This window comes from Marinoscillum sp., assembly GCF_040222955.1.
Taxonomy (GTDB): domain Bacteria; phylum Bacteroidota; class Bacteroidia; order Cytophagales; family Cyclobacteriaceae; genus Marinoscillum.
Genome location: NZ_JAVKCA010000020.1, coordinates 152,469 through 167,142, shown reverse-complemented (window position 1 = coordinate 167,142; position 14,674 = coordinate 152,469). Strand labels below are relative to the sequence as shown.

17 protein-coding genes are annotated in these 14,674 nt (G+C 46.6%); 3 read left to right on the top strand and 14 right to left on the bottom strand.

Going from position 1 to position 14,674, the window contains the following annotated elements; all coding sequences use genetic code 11:
• The first annotated feature begins 79 nt into the window (after positions 1-79).
• Positions 80-568 (top strand): DUF4494 domain-containing protein, encoded by a 489-nt coding sequence (locus tag RIH33_RS17220; protein WP_406655130.1) that lies wholly within the window; start codon positions 80-82, stop codon positions 566-568.
• On the opposite strand, the gene RIH33_RS17215 is transcribed toward RIH33_RS17220, so the two are convergent.
• The 7 genes from RIH33_RS17215 to RIH33_RS17185 form a co-directional block, all read right to left on the bottom strand.
• On the bottom strand, positions 565-819 hold the full coding sequence (locus tag RIH33_RS17215) for a hypothetical protein (protein WP_406655129.1): 255 nt from the start codon (positions 817-819) through the stop codon (positions 565-567). The two genes, RIH33_RS17220 and RIH33_RS17215, sit on opposite strands and share 4 nt — an antisense overlap.
• 11 nt (positions 820-830) lie before the next feature.
• The gene (locus RIH33_RS17210) at positions 831-1,640 is read right to left on the bottom strand and encodes a hypothetical protein (RefSeq protein WP_406655127.1); all 810 of its coding nucleotides are present in this window, start codon (positions 1,638-1,640) and stop codon (positions 831-833) included.
• Between the two features lie 172 nt (positions 1,641-1,812).
• Complete coding sequence (locus RIH33_RS17205; protein WP_406655126.1) at positions 1,813-2,250, bottom strand: rhodanese-like domain-containing protein; 438 nt, start codon at positions 2,248-2,250, stop codon at positions 1,813-1,815.
• A 114-nt stretch (positions 2,251-2,364) separates the two neighbouring features.
• Entirely contained in the window at positions 2,365-3,699 is a 1,335-nt protein-coding gene (locus RIH33_RS17200; RefSeq protein WP_406655125.1) for a hypothetical protein, read from the bottom strand.
• Entirely contained in the window at positions 3,700-4,728 is a 1,029-nt protein-coding gene (locus tag RIH33_RS17195; RefSeq protein ID WP_406655124.1) for a c-type cytochrome, read from the bottom strand.
• 7 nt (positions 4,729-4,735) lie between these two features.
• The gene (locus RIH33_RS17190) at positions 4,736-5,149 is read right to left on the bottom strand and encodes a DUF6691 family protein (protein ID WP_406655123.1); all 414 of its coding nucleotides are present in this window, start codon (positions 5,147-5,149) and stop codon (positions 4,736-4,738) included.
• A 10-nt stretch (positions 5,150-5,159) separates the two neighbouring features.
• A complete protein-coding gene (locus tag RIH33_RS17185; protein ID WP_406655122.1) occupies positions 5,160-5,735 on the bottom strand; it encodes a YeeE/YedE family protein in 576 nt (191 codons plus the stop codon).
• A 184-nt stretch (positions 5,736-5,919) separates the two neighbouring features.
• Here RIH33_RS17185 and RIH33_RS17180 point away from each other — a divergent pair, with 184 nt between their 5' ends.
• Together RIH33_RS17180 and cydB are read left to right on the top strand one after the other, a co-directional pair.
• Positions 5,920-7,296, top strand: a complete 1,377-nt coding sequence (locus RIH33_RS17180; protein WP_406655121.1) for a cytochrome ubiquinol oxidase subunit I — start codon at positions 5,920-5,922, stop codon at positions 7,294-7,296.
• 11 nt (positions 7,297-7,307) lie between these two features.
• Positions 7,308-8,342: a cytochrome d ubiquinol oxidase subunit II gene (gene cydB, locus RIH33_RS17175; protein WP_406655120.1), complete on the top strand. Its 1,035-nt coding sequence runs from the start codon at positions 7,308-7,310 to the stop codon at positions 8,340-8,342.
• A gap of 53 nt (positions 8,343-8,395) precedes the next feature.
• Here the strand turns inward: cydB and RIH33_RS17170 are convergent, their stop codons facing one another.
• The 7 genes from RIH33_RS17170 to RIH33_RS17140 all read right to left on the bottom strand — a co-directional run bounded on the left by RIH33_RS17170 (position 8,396) and on the right by RIH33_RS17140 (position 14,653).
• The gene (locus tag RIH33_RS17170; protein WP_406655119.1) at positions 8,396-9,601 is read right to left on the bottom strand and encodes an MFS transporter; all 1,206 of its coding nucleotides are present in this window, start codon (positions 9,599-9,601) and stop codon (positions 8,396-8,398) included.
• 72 nt (positions 9,602-9,673) lie between these two features.
• Entirely contained in the window at positions 9,674-11,083 is a 1,410-nt protein-coding gene (locus RIH33_RS17165; protein WP_406655118.1) for a rhodanese-like domain-containing protein, read from the bottom strand.
• Between the two features lie 100 nt (positions 11,084-11,183).
• The gene (locus RIH33_RS17160; RefSeq protein ID WP_406655117.1) at positions 11,184-11,450 is read right to left on the bottom strand and encodes a DUF202 domain-containing protein; all 267 of its coding nucleotides are present in this window, start codon (positions 11,448-11,450) and stop codon (positions 11,184-11,186) included.
• Positions 11,451-11,454: 4 nt separating this feature from the next.
• Entirely contained in the window at positions 11,455-13,182 is a 1,728-nt protein-coding gene (locus RIH33_RS17155) for a SulP family inorganic anion transporter (RefSeq protein WP_406655116.1), read from the bottom strand.
• Between the two features lie 69 nt (positions 13,183-13,251).
• On the bottom strand, positions 13,252-13,893 hold the full coding sequence (locus RIH33_RS17150; protein WP_406655115.1) for a Crp/Fnr family transcriptional regulator: 642 nt from the start codon (positions 13,891-13,893) through the stop codon (positions 13,252-13,254).
• A gap of 29 nt (positions 13,894-13,922) precedes the next feature.
• Entirely contained in the window at positions 13,923-14,447 is a 525-nt protein-coding gene (locus tag RIH33_RS17145) for a DsrE family protein (protein ID WP_406655114.1), read from the bottom strand.
• Positions 14,448-14,491: 44 nt separating this feature from the next.
• The gene (locus RIH33_RS17140; protein ID WP_406655113.1) at positions 14,492-14,653 is read right to left on the bottom strand and encodes a hypothetical protein; all 162 of its coding nucleotides are present in this window, start codon (positions 14,651-14,653) and stop codon (positions 14,492-14,494) included.
• Positions 14,654-14,674 lie beyond the last annotated feature (21 nt).

Sequence of the window (14,674 nt, the reverse complement as noted above, 5' to 3'; positions counted from 1 at the left end):
TTGATCACTGATTAGGTTTTCTGATCCTGATCATCGACATATATTTGCAGCCCTATTTAAAAAATAACCTCGAAAAAAAATGAAGATCTGGTACTCGTGCAAAGTGAAACATAATAAGGAATTGGATGATGGCATGCTCAAACAGGTGACTGATGCCTACCTGATGGATGCCGTTTCCTATACGGATGCCGAAAGTCGTATGTACGAAATATGCGAGCGGGACATCTCGGGAGAGTTCACCGTGACCCAGATCACCAAAACGAATATTGCCGAAGTAATCCACCATGAAGACTCTGAAAAGTGGTTCAAGAGCAAAGTAGTCTATGCTACAGTAGATGGAGACAGTGAAAAAGAAGTGAAAATCAATACCTATTTGCTCGTGAGCGCTGACCATGTCAAGCAAGCGTACGAGCGCATAGAAGACCACCTCAACTCTATGCTGGTACCCTATGACATCCCTTCTATTACCTTAACTAATATTCTGGAGGTATATCCATACGACCCGGACGAAGAGAAAATACCTTCCAACCTGAAGCCATTGTCTGAGGTGGAGTCTGATGAAGACTAGCGGGATCTGAACTTTCTTTCCCAAAACTGAGCTTCTTGCTGATCGCTGATCTGCTTTTTGGTATCTGTTTTTTTCAGCAAGTCGCTCATTGGTCCTTTGGAAGTAAAATGCCAATATCCACAATCATCGCATTGATAAACACCTATGGGTCCGCTTCCTTCCCGGAAAACGAACCTGCCGCGGGTTTCTATTAGTGCTTCTTCTGCCTGACTTTGGGTGTCATATTGTCTTTTTCCTGTAACACACCCCATGGGTCTATGATTTATTCTTCCTCAAAATGATGACGTGTGAAAACGTTGCTCGGAGTAATCCTGTACTCCGTGGTACCTTTATCTGTATAGTGGAGAATACTCATGTCATCATGACCAAAAATGTAGATGTTCATTTCCACACTGAGTTCAAGATTATGGGTCATGAGTCTTTTAAAAAGGCCCCATGATTTCATGATCTTGTCACGCTCCTCCTTAGACATTTCATGAGTATTGAGTAAGATACTGTTCGTGGAGATGTAACTCTCATGAAGTTTCACCTCCACCTCGGCGCTGGACTGCTTTCGTTCGGCCATTACCTGCTCATACATGTGCCTGGTCAGCAAATCATGATTTTCTGTTGCCAACAAACTGGCTTTGACAGAATCATCGGATATATCGTGGTAATAATATTTCTCTTTGAGCCATGTGTCGCTCACCTCCAGAACAGAAAACAGTAAGGTATCATAGATCATCAGCGGATAGATATCCACCGGCACCATTAGCATGGTAAAATTCTGATGGTCAGAAAAATGCTTCACATAGACATCAATGTCATGCCCAATGCTTATATCCTTGCGGCGAAGTTTTACGGAATCAGAATTGATATGATGCCCCTGCTCGAGCAAATACTTCAAAAAGACCCTTGATTCGGTAAACTTATGGACAATATCTTCAATGTCATCTACGTGGTTCTCCTTGATATAATCTTCCATGGACTCACCCACTTCTATCACATCCTGAGACTGCCCAAACCTCTGGGCCGTGGCGCATATTGAGAAGAAAAGACCCATAATCATCAGGCAAAGCCGAAACTTCATCATATTGTATCTGTTTGTCTGGAAATCAGCCTTGAAGTTAATGAAATTAGTTTAATTCTATAAAATCTTATAAAAGTTAAACTTCTAACAATCAACAAGTTAACCCAATGCATTTTTTTAGGAGATTGCAGACAGCTCTGCCCTATCAATATACTTCGTCTACCCGGCTCAGGGTCTATTGTGACACAGGAAAACCTGCCTGCTGCCACCCTCTGTACCCACCTTTTAGGTCATATATTTGCTGAAACCCTAATTCTTTGAGTTTAAGGCTCGCTTTGGCACTTCTACCTCCAGCTGCGCAATACACCGCCACCGGCCTGTTCTTATCCAGTTGGCTCAGTTTGTTTACAAACTCCTGATCGTAGATATCAATGTGGTCTGCGCCCGCAATTATTCCCTGGGCCACCTCCTCTGGTGTACGCACATCCACAAGCTGCACATTCTCGTCTTCAAGAAGGGTTACAAGCTCCTCATTGGTTACCGTACGGTACTCCGGACTTTGAGCAGAGCTCTGGCATGAACTTAAAAGCAGGGCCACCATCAAGGTAGCCACCAAATGAATCGCCAATCTGAAAGTTTCTGGTGAAGCTGAATTAATTGCTAAATTTCTCATTGTTGTATGCATCTGGTAAAAGGTAACACGTCAAAGGTAGTATACGCAGCCCGCTGATTACTTGCTTGCAAGGCCATTTCAACAGAATAAAAATAGATCCTCTCCATAAGTCTGTTAAAAATCATAATTGACGATAAAATTGACTTGAAACAAGTCTACTTTGTTCAAAATAAAGTTAGGATTATCAGGAAAGTCTCCACTGCTCTTTTTGTAAACCAGCAATAATTCAGGCTTAAGATTAGTCCATTTATCACTCAAATAAAACAGATCCAGATTCAGTTGAGAGTAGTCTGGCACGGCATATTTATTATCCTCAGCATTGGTCACGTCGGGTTTCCAGTGATGTCCCATGCTGGTTATGGTCTTTAACTTAGCTGTATTTAATTTAAAAATGCGCTCATAAGTCAGCAGCAGTGCATGGTTATTGGCCGTTCCCTCACTTCGCTCCCGCTTCTGGAAGCTAAACAGAAATTCACGGCCCCACTCTCGTGGAAAAAGAAATCTCCCTCCATCCAAAATATGATCGTAACCAAGAGAGATTTTCCCTTTAGGCATAACCATCGTCGTTTCCGCTCCCAGCACGTTGGCCTGAGAGTGACTAAAATAGCGAAGGGAATCAATGCTATTGCCTCCATCTCCCACCCGATCCTGATGGAGCCACTCCAAAGCTATACTCAACTTTTCATTCGGATGAGAAAGTACTGGTTTGATGTAAAAGGTATTAAAAACATTATCTGCATAGTAATTCCACACCTCAATATCCAATGCTTTCACCGGTGTAAAAGCCACATTACCCAGTAGGATATAAGCTGAATGGGTGTGGCCAGCATATTCACTTGCCGACCCATCTACCGACCTCCCTACAGGGTATTTCCCAATGCTCTCACCAATGCCGTAAAATCCAGACGTAGACCTGGGAGCAATGGCATTGAATGCCCCCAACTGAACTTTGTAATTACTCTTAGGTGCAAATTTGTACCACAGACCCTGCTCCAGTGTAGGGATCATTCGACCATCCTCCGGATTGAGGAAGGGAGATACTATCTTCATCCTACCCAGAGTGAGTTCATGTGCTCCATTTTTATACCTGACAAACAGTTCTCCCGGAATCACCACAAGCCTGTCACCAGGGTTATTGGCGTCAAATAGTCCTACTTCGTACCGACTCAGCTTACCCGTGGTCTGGTCTGGTTCGGTCAGGTCTTGTATTCCCAGATTGAAGGAGGTATAGAGCGCCCCGCCCAGCTGAAAATGCTCACCAAGTGAATGCACATACTTAACCTTGCCTCCGGTGGCTAAAGCATGAAAGTCTTTTAGTTGCCGGTGATTGAATGTACTGAGATAATAAGTTCTCCATTGACCAGACCATGTGCCAGCCTTTTCCTCATCCTGGGCATAACCGGTCCAAAAGGCCATCATAAGCAGAACAGCTATCATGTTTTTCATCATCTATTTGGTCTTGGTGATTCCGTAGGTTTCCTTGTAATAAGCCATAATCGGCTGAAATGGCCCATACTTATGCTGTTCTGCCGAGAAATCATCCAGCCATGGCCCATACGAAGTAGAGACTGGCTTCAGTCTTCTATCGGGAAAGTCTTTTTCACGATCTGCCTTCACCGGCCGCTCAAAACTATTGATATAGGCTGCTACGTGATAAGCTTCCTCGTCAGTAAGTTTTGGACTTTCTCTGGTCGCCTCTCCATAAGGCATATTGCCTTTGATAAACTCAGCCGCAGTAATTATCCGGTGCATTCCGGCTCCATCGTTGTAGCTGTCCGGGCCCCATAATGGTGGATACTGGTAACCTTTGGTAGAATCTGCCAGCCACGTCCCTTCCCCATTCGCCCCATGGCAAAGCTGACATTCTGTGGTGTAGATTTTCTCTCCAATAAGCGGGTCTGCCGCTACCTCCGGTAATTTTAGTTTTGGAAATCCCTTGAACTCTCCCTCACGTTCCTGAGGCAGATCGGCGCTGAGCCACTTCAGATAGGCCACTATGGCCTCCATTTGCCTGGAGTCCTCAGGGAGCTTTCTTCCATTCATACTGCGTTCCATACAGCCATTAATGCGCTCCTCAATGGTACCCATGGCATTTTCCCTGGCCCTAAACTGGGGAAACCTGTTGGTCACCCCTACCCATGATGCAGAACCTGGCTTGCGGCCCATATCCAGATGACAATTTTTACAGGCAAGGTTATTTCCTGCAAAACGCAGCTCAGGATTTTTTAACATAGGGCCCATCCATTTGGAGGATGCCGTGACTAAAGCATAACCATACCTGACCATGCGCCCCTTTTGTTCCTCGGGTAGGTCCTTCTCAAGTGAAGGAGGAGACCAAAGCCGCGGTTCTACCTTGGTGGCACTCAAAAGTGATGGATTGTAGCAGTATACACACACTCCACCAAAAGTGAGTATCACCAATATCACCAGCACAGTCATCAGCGCGCTAAGGAGTTTCCATATGGCTCTTATCTCCATCGCTTCACTAATGTGGTAACTTATTTCTCACCAAACCATAGGTATAGGTGCCCAGAAGTGCCGAAGCTATGACCACCAGAATGACCCCCACACCATTGCCCAATAATATAAACATAGGCCCGGGACATGCTCCTGTCATGGCCCACCCCAGGCCAAATATGATCCCTCCAAAAAGATACCTGGAGATGCTCATTTGCTTGGGGTTGATCACAATGGGCTCTCCATCAATGGTTTTTATTTTGAATCGTTTAATCATCTGGACAGAGATAATCCCCAAAATAACTGCCGAACCAATCACTCCATACATGTGAAAGGACTGGAATTTGAACATCTCATAAATTCTGTACCAGGAGATAACTTCCGCCTTAGCCAGAGTGATTCCAAAGATGATACCTACAATAATGTATCTGAATATTTTCATTTTTATATGATTACAGGGTGAACAGATAAGGAAGAACCAGGTAGGTCATGAAGAGCCCGCCGATGAAAAAGCCCACTACTGCTATCAAAGACGGTAGCTGCAGGTCACTAAGCCCACTAATGGCATGGCCCGAAGTACAGCCTCCTGCATATCTGGTACCAAAGCCGATGAGAAAACCACCCACCACCAAAATAATGAAGCCTCTCACCGTGGCCAGTGACTCCCAGCTAAATATACTCAGTGGAACCAATTGGTCTCCCGGGGCTTCTATGCCCAGCTCGGCCAGGTCTGCGATGGTCGATGCAGAGAGTGTAACTTCCTCAGGAGTGGTGAGGTATTCATGAGTGATAAATCCACCCAAGATCAAGCCAAATGCAAAAATCAGGTTCCACATCTGACTTCTCCAGTTAAAGTCAAAAAACTCGCAGTTTTTCCCGGCCCCCACGATAGAGCACACCGTCCTCAGATTGGCCGAAATCCCAAAGTTGTTTCCAAAAATGATCAATGAAAACATGACCAACGCTATCACTGGACCTGCCACGTACCATGGCCAGGGTTGACTAACGAAATCCACTATTTCCTTCATAAAAATTCTATTTTCAATTACTTAAATTCCTTCAAAAGTATCGGAACCAGTCCCCCCCAAGGGTAACATTTGTTACACAGGGACTTCTGGAGGCTACCCACCCAACTAATCCATTGAACCAATCAATATTCTAAGTCCTTTCCATGGAGGTTTATGCAGCTGGTCACTACCTTTGAATAAAAAAATGGATGTAGAAATTCTCTCCCGCATTCAGTTCGCGCTAACCATTTCGTTTCATTACATCTATCCACCAGTGAGCATCGGGCTGGGCCTGATTATGGTGATCATGGAGGGTCTCTACCTTCGCACCAAAGATCCCGCTTACGAACAATTGGCCAGGTTCTGGACCAAGATCTTTGCGCTTACTTTTGGCATCGGGGTGGCCACAGGCATCGTGATGGAATTTGAGTTTGGTACCAACTGGGCTACCTACTCCCGCTATGTGGGTGATATTTTTGGGAGTGCACTGGCCGCTGAAGGCATCTTTGCCTTTGCCCTGGAAAGTGGCTTTCTGGGTATTCTACTTTTCGGATGGAACAGAGTGAGTTCCGCAGTACATTTCACTGCCACGCTTGGCGTGTGGCTGGGCTCTATGTTCTCAGCAGTATGGATTGTGGTGGCCAATTCCTGGCAACAAACTCCTGCGGGATACCACATTGTGGGTGAGGGTATGGAAGCCAGGGCAGAGATCACTGACTTTTGGGCCATGGTCTTCAACCCATCCAGCGTGGACCGCCTGTCTCATGTCTGGATAGGCTCTTTTCTTGCAGGGGCATTTCTGGTACTGAGCGTGCATGCCTATTATCTCCTGAAAAACAGGCACATAGAAGTCTCCAAAAAGGCATTTAAAATCGCACTGGCAGTGGCCATTGTGGCATCACTGGCACAGCTATTCACCGGGCACAGCTCTGCGGATGGAGTGGCCGTGAACCAGCCTGTGAAACTGGCGGCCATGGAGGGGCACTTTGATAGTTTGGCCACGGCAGATATGTACCTCCTGGGGTGGGTAGATAAGGAAAAACAAGAGGTTTCGGGCATTAAAATCCCCAACGGACTTTCATTTTTGATTCATCAGGATTTCAATGCAAAAGTAACGGGGTTAAACGCCTTTCCTGAGAATGAAAGGCCCGGACAAATCAATGCCGTATTCCAGTTTTATCACCTCATGGTAGGGATCGGCATGGTGCTCATCGGGCTTTCTCTACTGGGCGGATTTCTCTGGTGGCGTGGAAAACTATTTGATCACCGATGGGTACTCAAAGCCTTTGTGGTGGCCGTACTGCTCCCTCAGATAGCCAATCAGGCGGGTTGGTTTGCGGCCGAGATGGGACGCCAACCCTGGGTAGTCTATGGTTTGCTTCGCACCTCTGATGCGCTATCCAAGGTAGTGACGGCTAATCAGGTCATCTTTTCACTGGTGTTGTTCTCCCTGGTCTATTCACTACTCTTTGCGCTTTTTGTTTACCTGCTCAATAAAAAGATCCAACATGGCCCCCAGGATGGAGAAATGATCGATCAGCGGCCGCACCAGCGTGAAATTGTAGACGCTATTCAATCATAAAATAATAGGAAATGGCAACTTTCATAGGCATAGAATATACAACATGGTGGTTTCTGGTAGTCGGAGCTGTTTTTTCCGGATATGCCATTCTCGATGGTTTTGACCTGGGGGCCGGTGCCTGGCACCTGTTTTTCAAAGATGATAAAAGCCGAAGAATTGCCCTCAATGCCATTGGCCCGGTATGGGATGGCAACGAAGTTTGGCTGGTCATCGGGGGTGGTGCTTTGTTTGCCGGATTTCCGATCGTTTATGCCACGCTGCTTTCGGCCATGTATATCCCATTCATGCTCTTTTTGGTACTGATTATATTCCGGGCCATTTCCATAGAGTTTAGAAGCAAGGAGCCCATGAAATGGTGGCAAAGTATGTGGGATGGTGCCTATAGCTTTTCCAGTATCATGCTGGCTGTGTTATTGGGTGTGATACTGGGCAACGTGCTCCAGGGGATGCCCATAGGCCCGGACCTGGAGTTTGATGGCGACTGGATCGCTTTTTTCAATCCGTATGCAGTGATGGTAGGCATATGCACCCTTGCACTTTTTATGATGCACGGGGCCATTTACCTTATCATGAAAACTGAAGGCAAACAGTTTATCAAAATGACCCTGCATGTCAGGCAGGCCATTATTTTCTTTCTCGTGAGTTTTGGTATCACCACCCTCTATACGCTCATTTACTTTCCGCACCTTTCCGATCGGTTTAAAAGTGAACCAGCACTGTTCGTCGTGCCACTGATTGCCTTTCTGAGTATTGCCAATATTCCACGGCTAATCAGCAAAAAACGTTACGGTTATGCATTTGCTTTTTCATGCATATCCATTGTCACACTGCTCATTGTGGTGGCCATTGAGCTTTTCCCGGTTATCATCCTTTCCAATGAAGACCCTGCCAATAGTCTTACCATTTACAATGCCAGTGCCTCAGAGCAATCACTGAGTACGCTGCTAATCATTGCCGCCATAGGCACCCCTTTGGTGGTAGCCTACACCACTTTTGTGTTTTGGACCTTTCGGGGAAAAGTGAAAATGGACGAGTTGAGCTATTGAGTAAACCTGGCCAAATGGTAGCGCGAAGAAATGGTTACCTCACCGCCATCCTGTTATTTTGAGCGCTCACGATTTTCCATCCTGATGGCAATAAAAACAGCTGACGACAGTGTGAGTACACCAATGAAAATCACTGCCCAATCCAGGCTCATAAGGTCTGCTACCACCCCGGTGAAAATGGCCCCCGCGGCATAACCCAGATCCCGCCACAGCCTGAAGACTCCCACGCTCGCTGCACGCTGAGAAGGGTGTGTGTAGGCAGAAATAGATGCCAGAAATGTGGGGTAAACCACGGCGGTACCCACTCCCAGAACTACTGAGAGGGTGGCAAAAGCAGTATATGAATCCGAAAAGGCAATAAGGACGATGGCGAGTCCCTGAAAAGCCATACCATAAAAGAGCATTGCTTTTTTGGGTAGTAAATCCGCAAGCTTACCGGTAAAAAGCTGCCCAAGACCCCACACCACCGGATAAATCGCCACTATTTGCCCTATGGACCTCAGTTCAAACCCTTTTAGGGCTAAGAATAGTGGCAGCACACCCCACATCATTCCATCATTCAGGTTATTAATCAGACCAGCCTGAGTAATAGCTCCCAGATTACGGTCTCTCCAGGTGGTGTCTACAAAAACATTCCTTAACTGCCGGGTTTCGTCATTTTCACCCTCTTCCTCTACCAGATGCCCGGTATCACTCACCAGCACCCAACTAAGTAGCAACCCGATGAGTCCAAACCCAATGCCCATGTAAAAAGGATAAGGCCTCACACCATATCCGTCGGCTATCATGCCTGTGAGATAAGCGACCGCTCCTACTGCCAGATAACCGGCAGACTCATTAAGTCCCATGGCCAATCCGCGATTCTTCGGCCCAACAAGATCAATTTTCATCACCACAGTACTCGACCAGGTGAGCCCCTGACTGATCCCCAACAGCACGTTTGCAAACACTACCCAGGACCATGAGGGAGCATAAATAAGGATAACAGGGACAGGCAGCGCAACCAACCATCCAATGACCAGCAAGTTTTTTCGACCTATGCGATTGGCCAGTGCCCCGGTCAGGTAATTAGTGATGGCTTTAGATACCCCGAAGACTACAATAAAGGAAAGAATAACAGAAGTAGAGTTAATTAAAAAGACCTCCTGTGCGAGACCAGGCAGAATGGTACGTTCCAGTCCTACCATGCCACCAACAAATGCGTTGATGATCACAAGGATGGTAAACTGCCTCCAATTTTTTCTCAGCCCCTGCTTCATATAAAGACAAAAAAAGGTGCTAACCTCAACGGCCAGCACCCTTTACTCAAACTACTTATTTAGAACTATCAATCATTTCAAAGTGGAAGGACATACATAATTGGTGGTGGGTATGTCCGTTTCGGAGATGGCCTTGAAGCCACCGGCCACATCCACAAGATTATGAAATCCGCGAGATTTCAATATTGAGGCTGCAATCATAGAGCGATAACCGCCTGCACAGTGAATGTGGTATTGCTTTTTCTTACTGACCTGATCCATATTTTCGCTGATGAAATCCAGTGGCAGGTTCATCGCATCTTCCACATGCTCAGCTTCAAACTCTGATGGCTTTCGCACATCCATTACATTCAGCCCACCTCCTTTATGAGCTCCTGCAAACTGAGCTGCCGGGATAGAGGTTACCTTGTCTGTATCCTTTCCGGCGGCTTTCCATGCGGCTATTCCTCCGCTCAGATATCCCAGGGTATTGTCATATCCCACACGTGAGAGGCGTGTTACGATCTCCTCCTCACGGCCCTCCGCCGCTATGAATACGATCGGCTGTTCCAGGTCCGGGATCAGCGCTCCTACCCACGGTGCAAAGCTGCCATCAATACCTATAAAGATAGAATTGGGTACATGATCGGCTGCAAACTCTGCGGGAGAGCGGGTATCCAACACCAAAGCCCCTTCGTGATTGGCCATAGCCTCAAAGGTCTCCACCTCCAGTGGCACATTGCCCTTTTCCAGGATCTCGTCCATGCCTTTAGCTCCGGACTTATTCATGGCCACATTTTGAGCGAAATACTGCGGCGGTGGCAGTAGACCATCCGTCACTTCTTTGATAAACTCTTCTTTGGTCATATCTGCCCTGAGCGCATAGTTGGTTTTCTTCTGGTTACCCAAAAGATCCGTGGTTTCCTTGCTCATGTTTTTACCACAAGCCGAGCCTGCGCCATGTGCCGGGTATACGATCACTTCGTCAGGCAAAGTCATGATTTTGGTCCTCAGACTATCATACAAATAGCCAGCCAGGTCATCCTGAGTCAGGGTGCCTTTCTGTGCCAAATCAGGTCGCCCTACATCACCAATAAAAAGAGTATCTCCACTGAAAATGGCATGTTCCCTGCCGCTTTCATCTATCAGCAGATAGGTGGTACTCTCCATGGTATGTCCTGGCGTATGCAATACTTTTATCTTGATTTTCCCGATATCAAATAACTCCCCGTCAGTCGCTTCATGAATGTCATATTCTGTTTTGGCATTGGGTCCGTAAACGATGGTAGCGCCTGTTTTGGCTGCCAAATCCACGTGCCCAGACACAAAATCAGCATGAAAGTGGGTCTCAAAAATGTATTTGATTTTGGCTCCTTCTTTCTCGGCTTTGAGAATATATGGCTCCGACTCTCTCAGTGGGTCGATGATGGCCGCTTCTCCATCACTTTCTATATAATAAGCGCCCTGAGCCAGGCATCCGGTATAAATCTGTTCTACTTTCATACTATACTTAAATTTTAAATCTTAATTCTTATACAAACTTACGAACTACCCAATGATCCTGGTGTAACAATGGTTACACTACCAGACTACCCGATATAACTTAATCCGTCCGATATTGATTCATCATCTTTAGCCGGAAATGGAAGTAATTCCAAATTCCCAGAGCCAATACAATCACGCTAATCCCCACGAGGATAAAGCCTAAAAAACTGATTTTATCTAAAAAATCAACCTTAATAACGGCAATTCCGGATACGACCAGATAAAGGCTGGTCCTGACGAAAGCCAAGAGCGTACGTTGATTGGCCAGTTTGGTGCGGTCCAGGGCCAGGTGATCTCTCAGTATCATTTCCCTATCTTCTGTCATGTCTTTAGTCTTTTAAATCCGACTGCAAAGCGTAATCTTTGAAATCTCCCTGCTTATGAGTGGTGGCAAATTTCACCGCTTCATTCAGATCAAAAAACACATTTTCTTTGTGCAAAACATCATTCAAGCCGGTCCTTTTCATGGTATCTCTCACCGGCCCAATCAGGTCACAGATCAAAAACTCAATCTCTTTTTCGTGCAGAAAATCCAGTAAATCCTTCAGTCCGCTGGTAGCCGTTGCATCCAGATAGCTTAGCGGGCCGGCATCCAGAATAAGCGTTTCGATCCTCCCTTCGGCATCATCCACTGCATTCTCAATATATTCCTTAAAGTACTGAATATTGATGAAAGTAAGCGGTGCATCCAGCCGCAAAATGAGAACGTGTTCCCACTGCTCCAGGTCCTTAAATCGTTTGATATTCCTAAACTCGTGATGTCCCTTCACCCTGCCCAGTCTGGCGATGTGCGGATAGGCAGATCTATACAGAAGCACCAGTATGGACAGTACAATACCGCTGACAATACCTGGCACCATGCTGAAGTTGAGGGTGATTAAAAAAGTAGCGACCAGCAACATGAATTCTATCCGACTATCCTTCCACAGTCGCCGTGCATACGCCCAATCAATCAGTCCGGCCACTGCCACCATGATCACGGATGCCAGAATGGCCTTCGGAAGGAAATAAAATAGTGGAGTGAGAAAGATCAGCGTGAGCGAAACCACGACTGCACTGATGATAGACGAAAGCGGCGTATGCGCCCCGGACTGGTAGTTAACCGCTGAACGGGAAAACCCGCCAGTGACCGGAAATGACTGGAACAGTGAGCCTATCAGGTTGGCAGCGCCCAGCGCAACCAGCTCCTGATTGGGCTGCACTTTATAATTTCGTTTTTTGGCTTCTATGGCTTTGGCCACAGAAAAAGCTTCCATAAAAGCCACCACAGAGATGGTGAGTGCCAATGGGATAAGCTCACCCAACTGACCTAAAGACAGGTCCGGCCATTTGAAAGAGGGCAACCCCTCAGGGATGGTTTTCACGATACTCACTCCGGCAGATTCAAGCTGCATGAAATAAACCAATGCTGTTCCGAATATCACCGCGATCAACGCTCCGGGAATACTGGCATGAATTCGCTTGACACCTTTGATAATGACAATCCCCACGATCCCGATAACCAAAGTGATCAAATGGGTCTGATTGATGCTTTGCATGGCATCCCAGAGGATCTCATGCACTTTGTTGCTCTTCACCAGATCCACTCCCATGAGGTATTTCAGCTGGTTGAGGCCGATGATAAGCGCTGCAGCGGAGGTGAAGCCACTGATCACTGGTTTTGAAAGGAGGTTGGTAATAAAGCCCAGACGCAATACGCCGAGTAACAGCTGGAAAGCACCCATGAAAAACGCCAGCAGGATAGCAAACCCAATATAAGCATCCGTACCCTCAGTGGCCAGTACGGATACGCCGGCTGCTACGAGGAGTGAATCCATAGCCACAGGAGCGACAGAAAGCTGGCGTGAAGTACCGAACACGGCATAGATCAGCTGTGGAACAATGGAGGCATACAGACCATAAACCGGAGGTAATCCGGCAATCAGCGCATAGGCCATACCCTGGGGAATGAGCATAATCCCCACGGTAAGCCCGGCAAATAAATCGCCGTTGAGTTGCTTTTTTTTGTACTGAGGCAACCAGCTGGTGATGGGAAGTATCTGGTGTATCAATTTCATACTTACATGTTAGACCCCAAAAGTATCACACTACCCAACCCGCCAATGTAACAATTGTCACACACCAAGTTACATGATTTCGATACGGTTGCGGTATTGCTCTATCTTTCCTTCGCGCTCCAGCTGTTTCAGCAGCCGCGAAACTACCACCCGGGAAGTATTCAGTTCGTTAGCGATTTGCTCGTGTGTTTTGTTAATCACAAAAGTCCCGGACGCCTGTTTTTTGTCCAGCAGGTATTTATAGAGTCGTTGATCCATTTTTAGAAAAACCACACTATCTATCGTGTTCAGCATCTCATCGAAACGGGTCTGATAGGCGTCAAAAACAAACTTTCGGAACGACTTGTACTTAACCACCCAGCTGTCTATGTACGTCATGGGGATCATCCAAAGGATAGAATCCTCCTCAGCTACCACATGAAAAGCCTTCTTTTTACCTTCGATACAGCAGGTAATGGACATGGCACATGTCTCTCCGCCTTCCAGAAAGTACAGAAAGATTTCGCCACCCGCCTGATCCTGACGCATGACCTTCAGTAATCCTTCCAATACAATAGGCATTTCATTACCGGTACTATCAGGACTGATCACCACCCCACCGGCTTTCACTTTTTTCAATCGACCGATGGATAAGATCTCTTCTGCTAATTTAGGCTCTATCTCCGATCGGCCCAGTACCTGATGCACCAGATCCTCTGTGTCGTTGCTCATTCTTTTGGATTACTTTGTTTATATGTGTTTTAAAAATAAAGTACTGAGTACCCCTCTTGCTGATACTCCACCAAAATGGTCAGTGCAGAAAGCGCCAGGTCTACACCGGGGATTATCCCCTCGGTACCAAAGCCCCTCCGCACCAGGGCCTGCCCACAAACCATGATTTTCACTCCCTGGTCACGAAGCAGCCCTATCAACTCAAGATCGGGGTTGGTACTTTCAAATTTCTGCTGATAAGCCTCTTCAGTCAGGACCACTTTGGTGGCCGGACCATGTATGATCACGACAATATCCAGCGACTCAGGCCCGATATCTTCCAGGGCATAGAGGTTGATCAGGCGGGCTACCTTATCCAATCCCTTATTGATGCCCTGTTTATCGGTATCGCTCCCCGTAAGGTCTACCAGAATTTTGGCACCATTGGTGGGACTTATGGCGGTCTCAAAGTCCACCGCACCACCATAACCCTTTATTTGAGGGTATTCAAAGGTGGTCTGTCCGGAGGCAGACCAGGTAAAGCCCCACAATATTAAAAGTAAAAAAGGTTTCACCTTCATCGTCGTTTAATCACTTCACAGTTATACTCCAATTCTTTTCATTTGCTTTCCAGAGCTTTCAGGCGCTTCTCTATCTCCATCAGTTTGTGGATAATGATGATGTGGGTCTTCTTGGCATCTATGCCCACCACGCTCTCTGCACTGGTGATCATTTGCTCTATTTCAGCATAAGCCTTCTTCGGGATCAGTTCGTTCTCCATTGTCTCTTGTGTTTCCCTTAA

What these genes read in the sequence shown, in the direction of transcription:
- RIH33_RS17220 (WP_406655130.1), top strand. Translation starts at nt 80, where the DNA reads ATGAAGATCTGGTACTCGTGCAAAGTGAAACATAATAAGGAATTGGAT.
- RIH33_RS17215 (WP_406655129.1), bottom strand. Translation starts at nt 819, where the DNA reads ATGGGGTGTGTTACAGGAAAAAGACAATATGACACCCAAAGTCAGGCA.
- RIH33_RS17210 (WP_406655127.1), bottom strand. Translation starts at nt 1,640, where the DNA reads ATGATGAAGTTTCGGCTTTGCCTGATGATTATGGGTCTTTTCTTCTCA.
- RIH33_RS17205 (WP_406655126.1), bottom strand. Translation starts at nt 2,250, where the DNA reads ATGAGAAATTTAGCAATTAATTCAGCTTCACCAGAAACTTTCAGATTG.
- RIH33_RS17200 (WP_406655125.1), bottom strand. Translation starts at nt 3,699, where the DNA reads ATGATGAAAAACATGATAGCTGTTCTGCTTATGATGGCCTTTTGGACC.
- RIH33_RS17195 (WP_406655124.1), bottom strand. Translation starts at nt 4,728, where the DNA reads ATGGAGATAAGAGCCATATGGAAACTCCTTAGCGCGCTGATGACTGTG.
- RIH33_RS17190 (WP_406655123.1), bottom strand. Translation starts at nt 5,149, where the DNA reads ATGAAAATATTCAGATACATTATTGTAGGTATCATCTTTGGAATCACT.
- RIH33_RS17185 (WP_406655122.1), bottom strand. Translation starts at nt 5,735, where the DNA reads ATGAAGGAAATAGTGGATTTCGTTAGTCAACCCTGGCCATGGTACGTG.
- RIH33_RS17180 (WP_406655121.1), top strand. Translation starts at nt 5,920, where the DNA reads ATGGATGTAGAAATTCTCTCCCGCATTCAGTTCGCGCTAACCATTTCG.
- cydB (WP_406655120.1), top strand. Translation starts at nt 7,308, where the DNA reads ATGGCAACTTTCATAGGCATAGAATATACAACATGGTGGTTTCTGGTA.
- RIH33_RS17170 (WP_406655119.1), bottom strand. Translation starts at nt 9,601, where the DNA reads ATGAAGCAGGGGCTGAGAAAAAATTGGAGGCAGTTTACCATCCTTGTG.
- RIH33_RS17165 (WP_406655118.1), bottom strand. Translation starts at nt 11,083, where the DNA reads ATGAAAGTAGAACAGATTTATACCGGATGCCTGGCTCAGGGCGCTTAT.
- RIH33_RS17160 (WP_406655117.1), bottom strand. Translation starts at nt 11,450, where the DNA reads ATGACAGAAGATAGGGAAATGATACTGAGAGATCACCTGGCCCTGGAC.
- RIH33_RS17155 (WP_406655116.1), bottom strand. Translation starts at nt 13,182, where the DNA reads ATGAAATTGATACACCAGATACTTCCCATCACCAGCTGGTTGCCTCAG.
- RIH33_RS17150 (WP_406655115.1), bottom strand. Translation starts at nt 13,893, where the DNA reads ATGAGCAACGACACAGAGGATCTGGTGCATCAGGTACTGGGCCGATCG.
- RIH33_RS17140 (WP_406655113.1), bottom strand. Translation starts at nt 14,653, where the DNA reads ATGGAGAACGAACTGATCCCGAAGAAGGCTTATGCTGAAATAGAGCAA.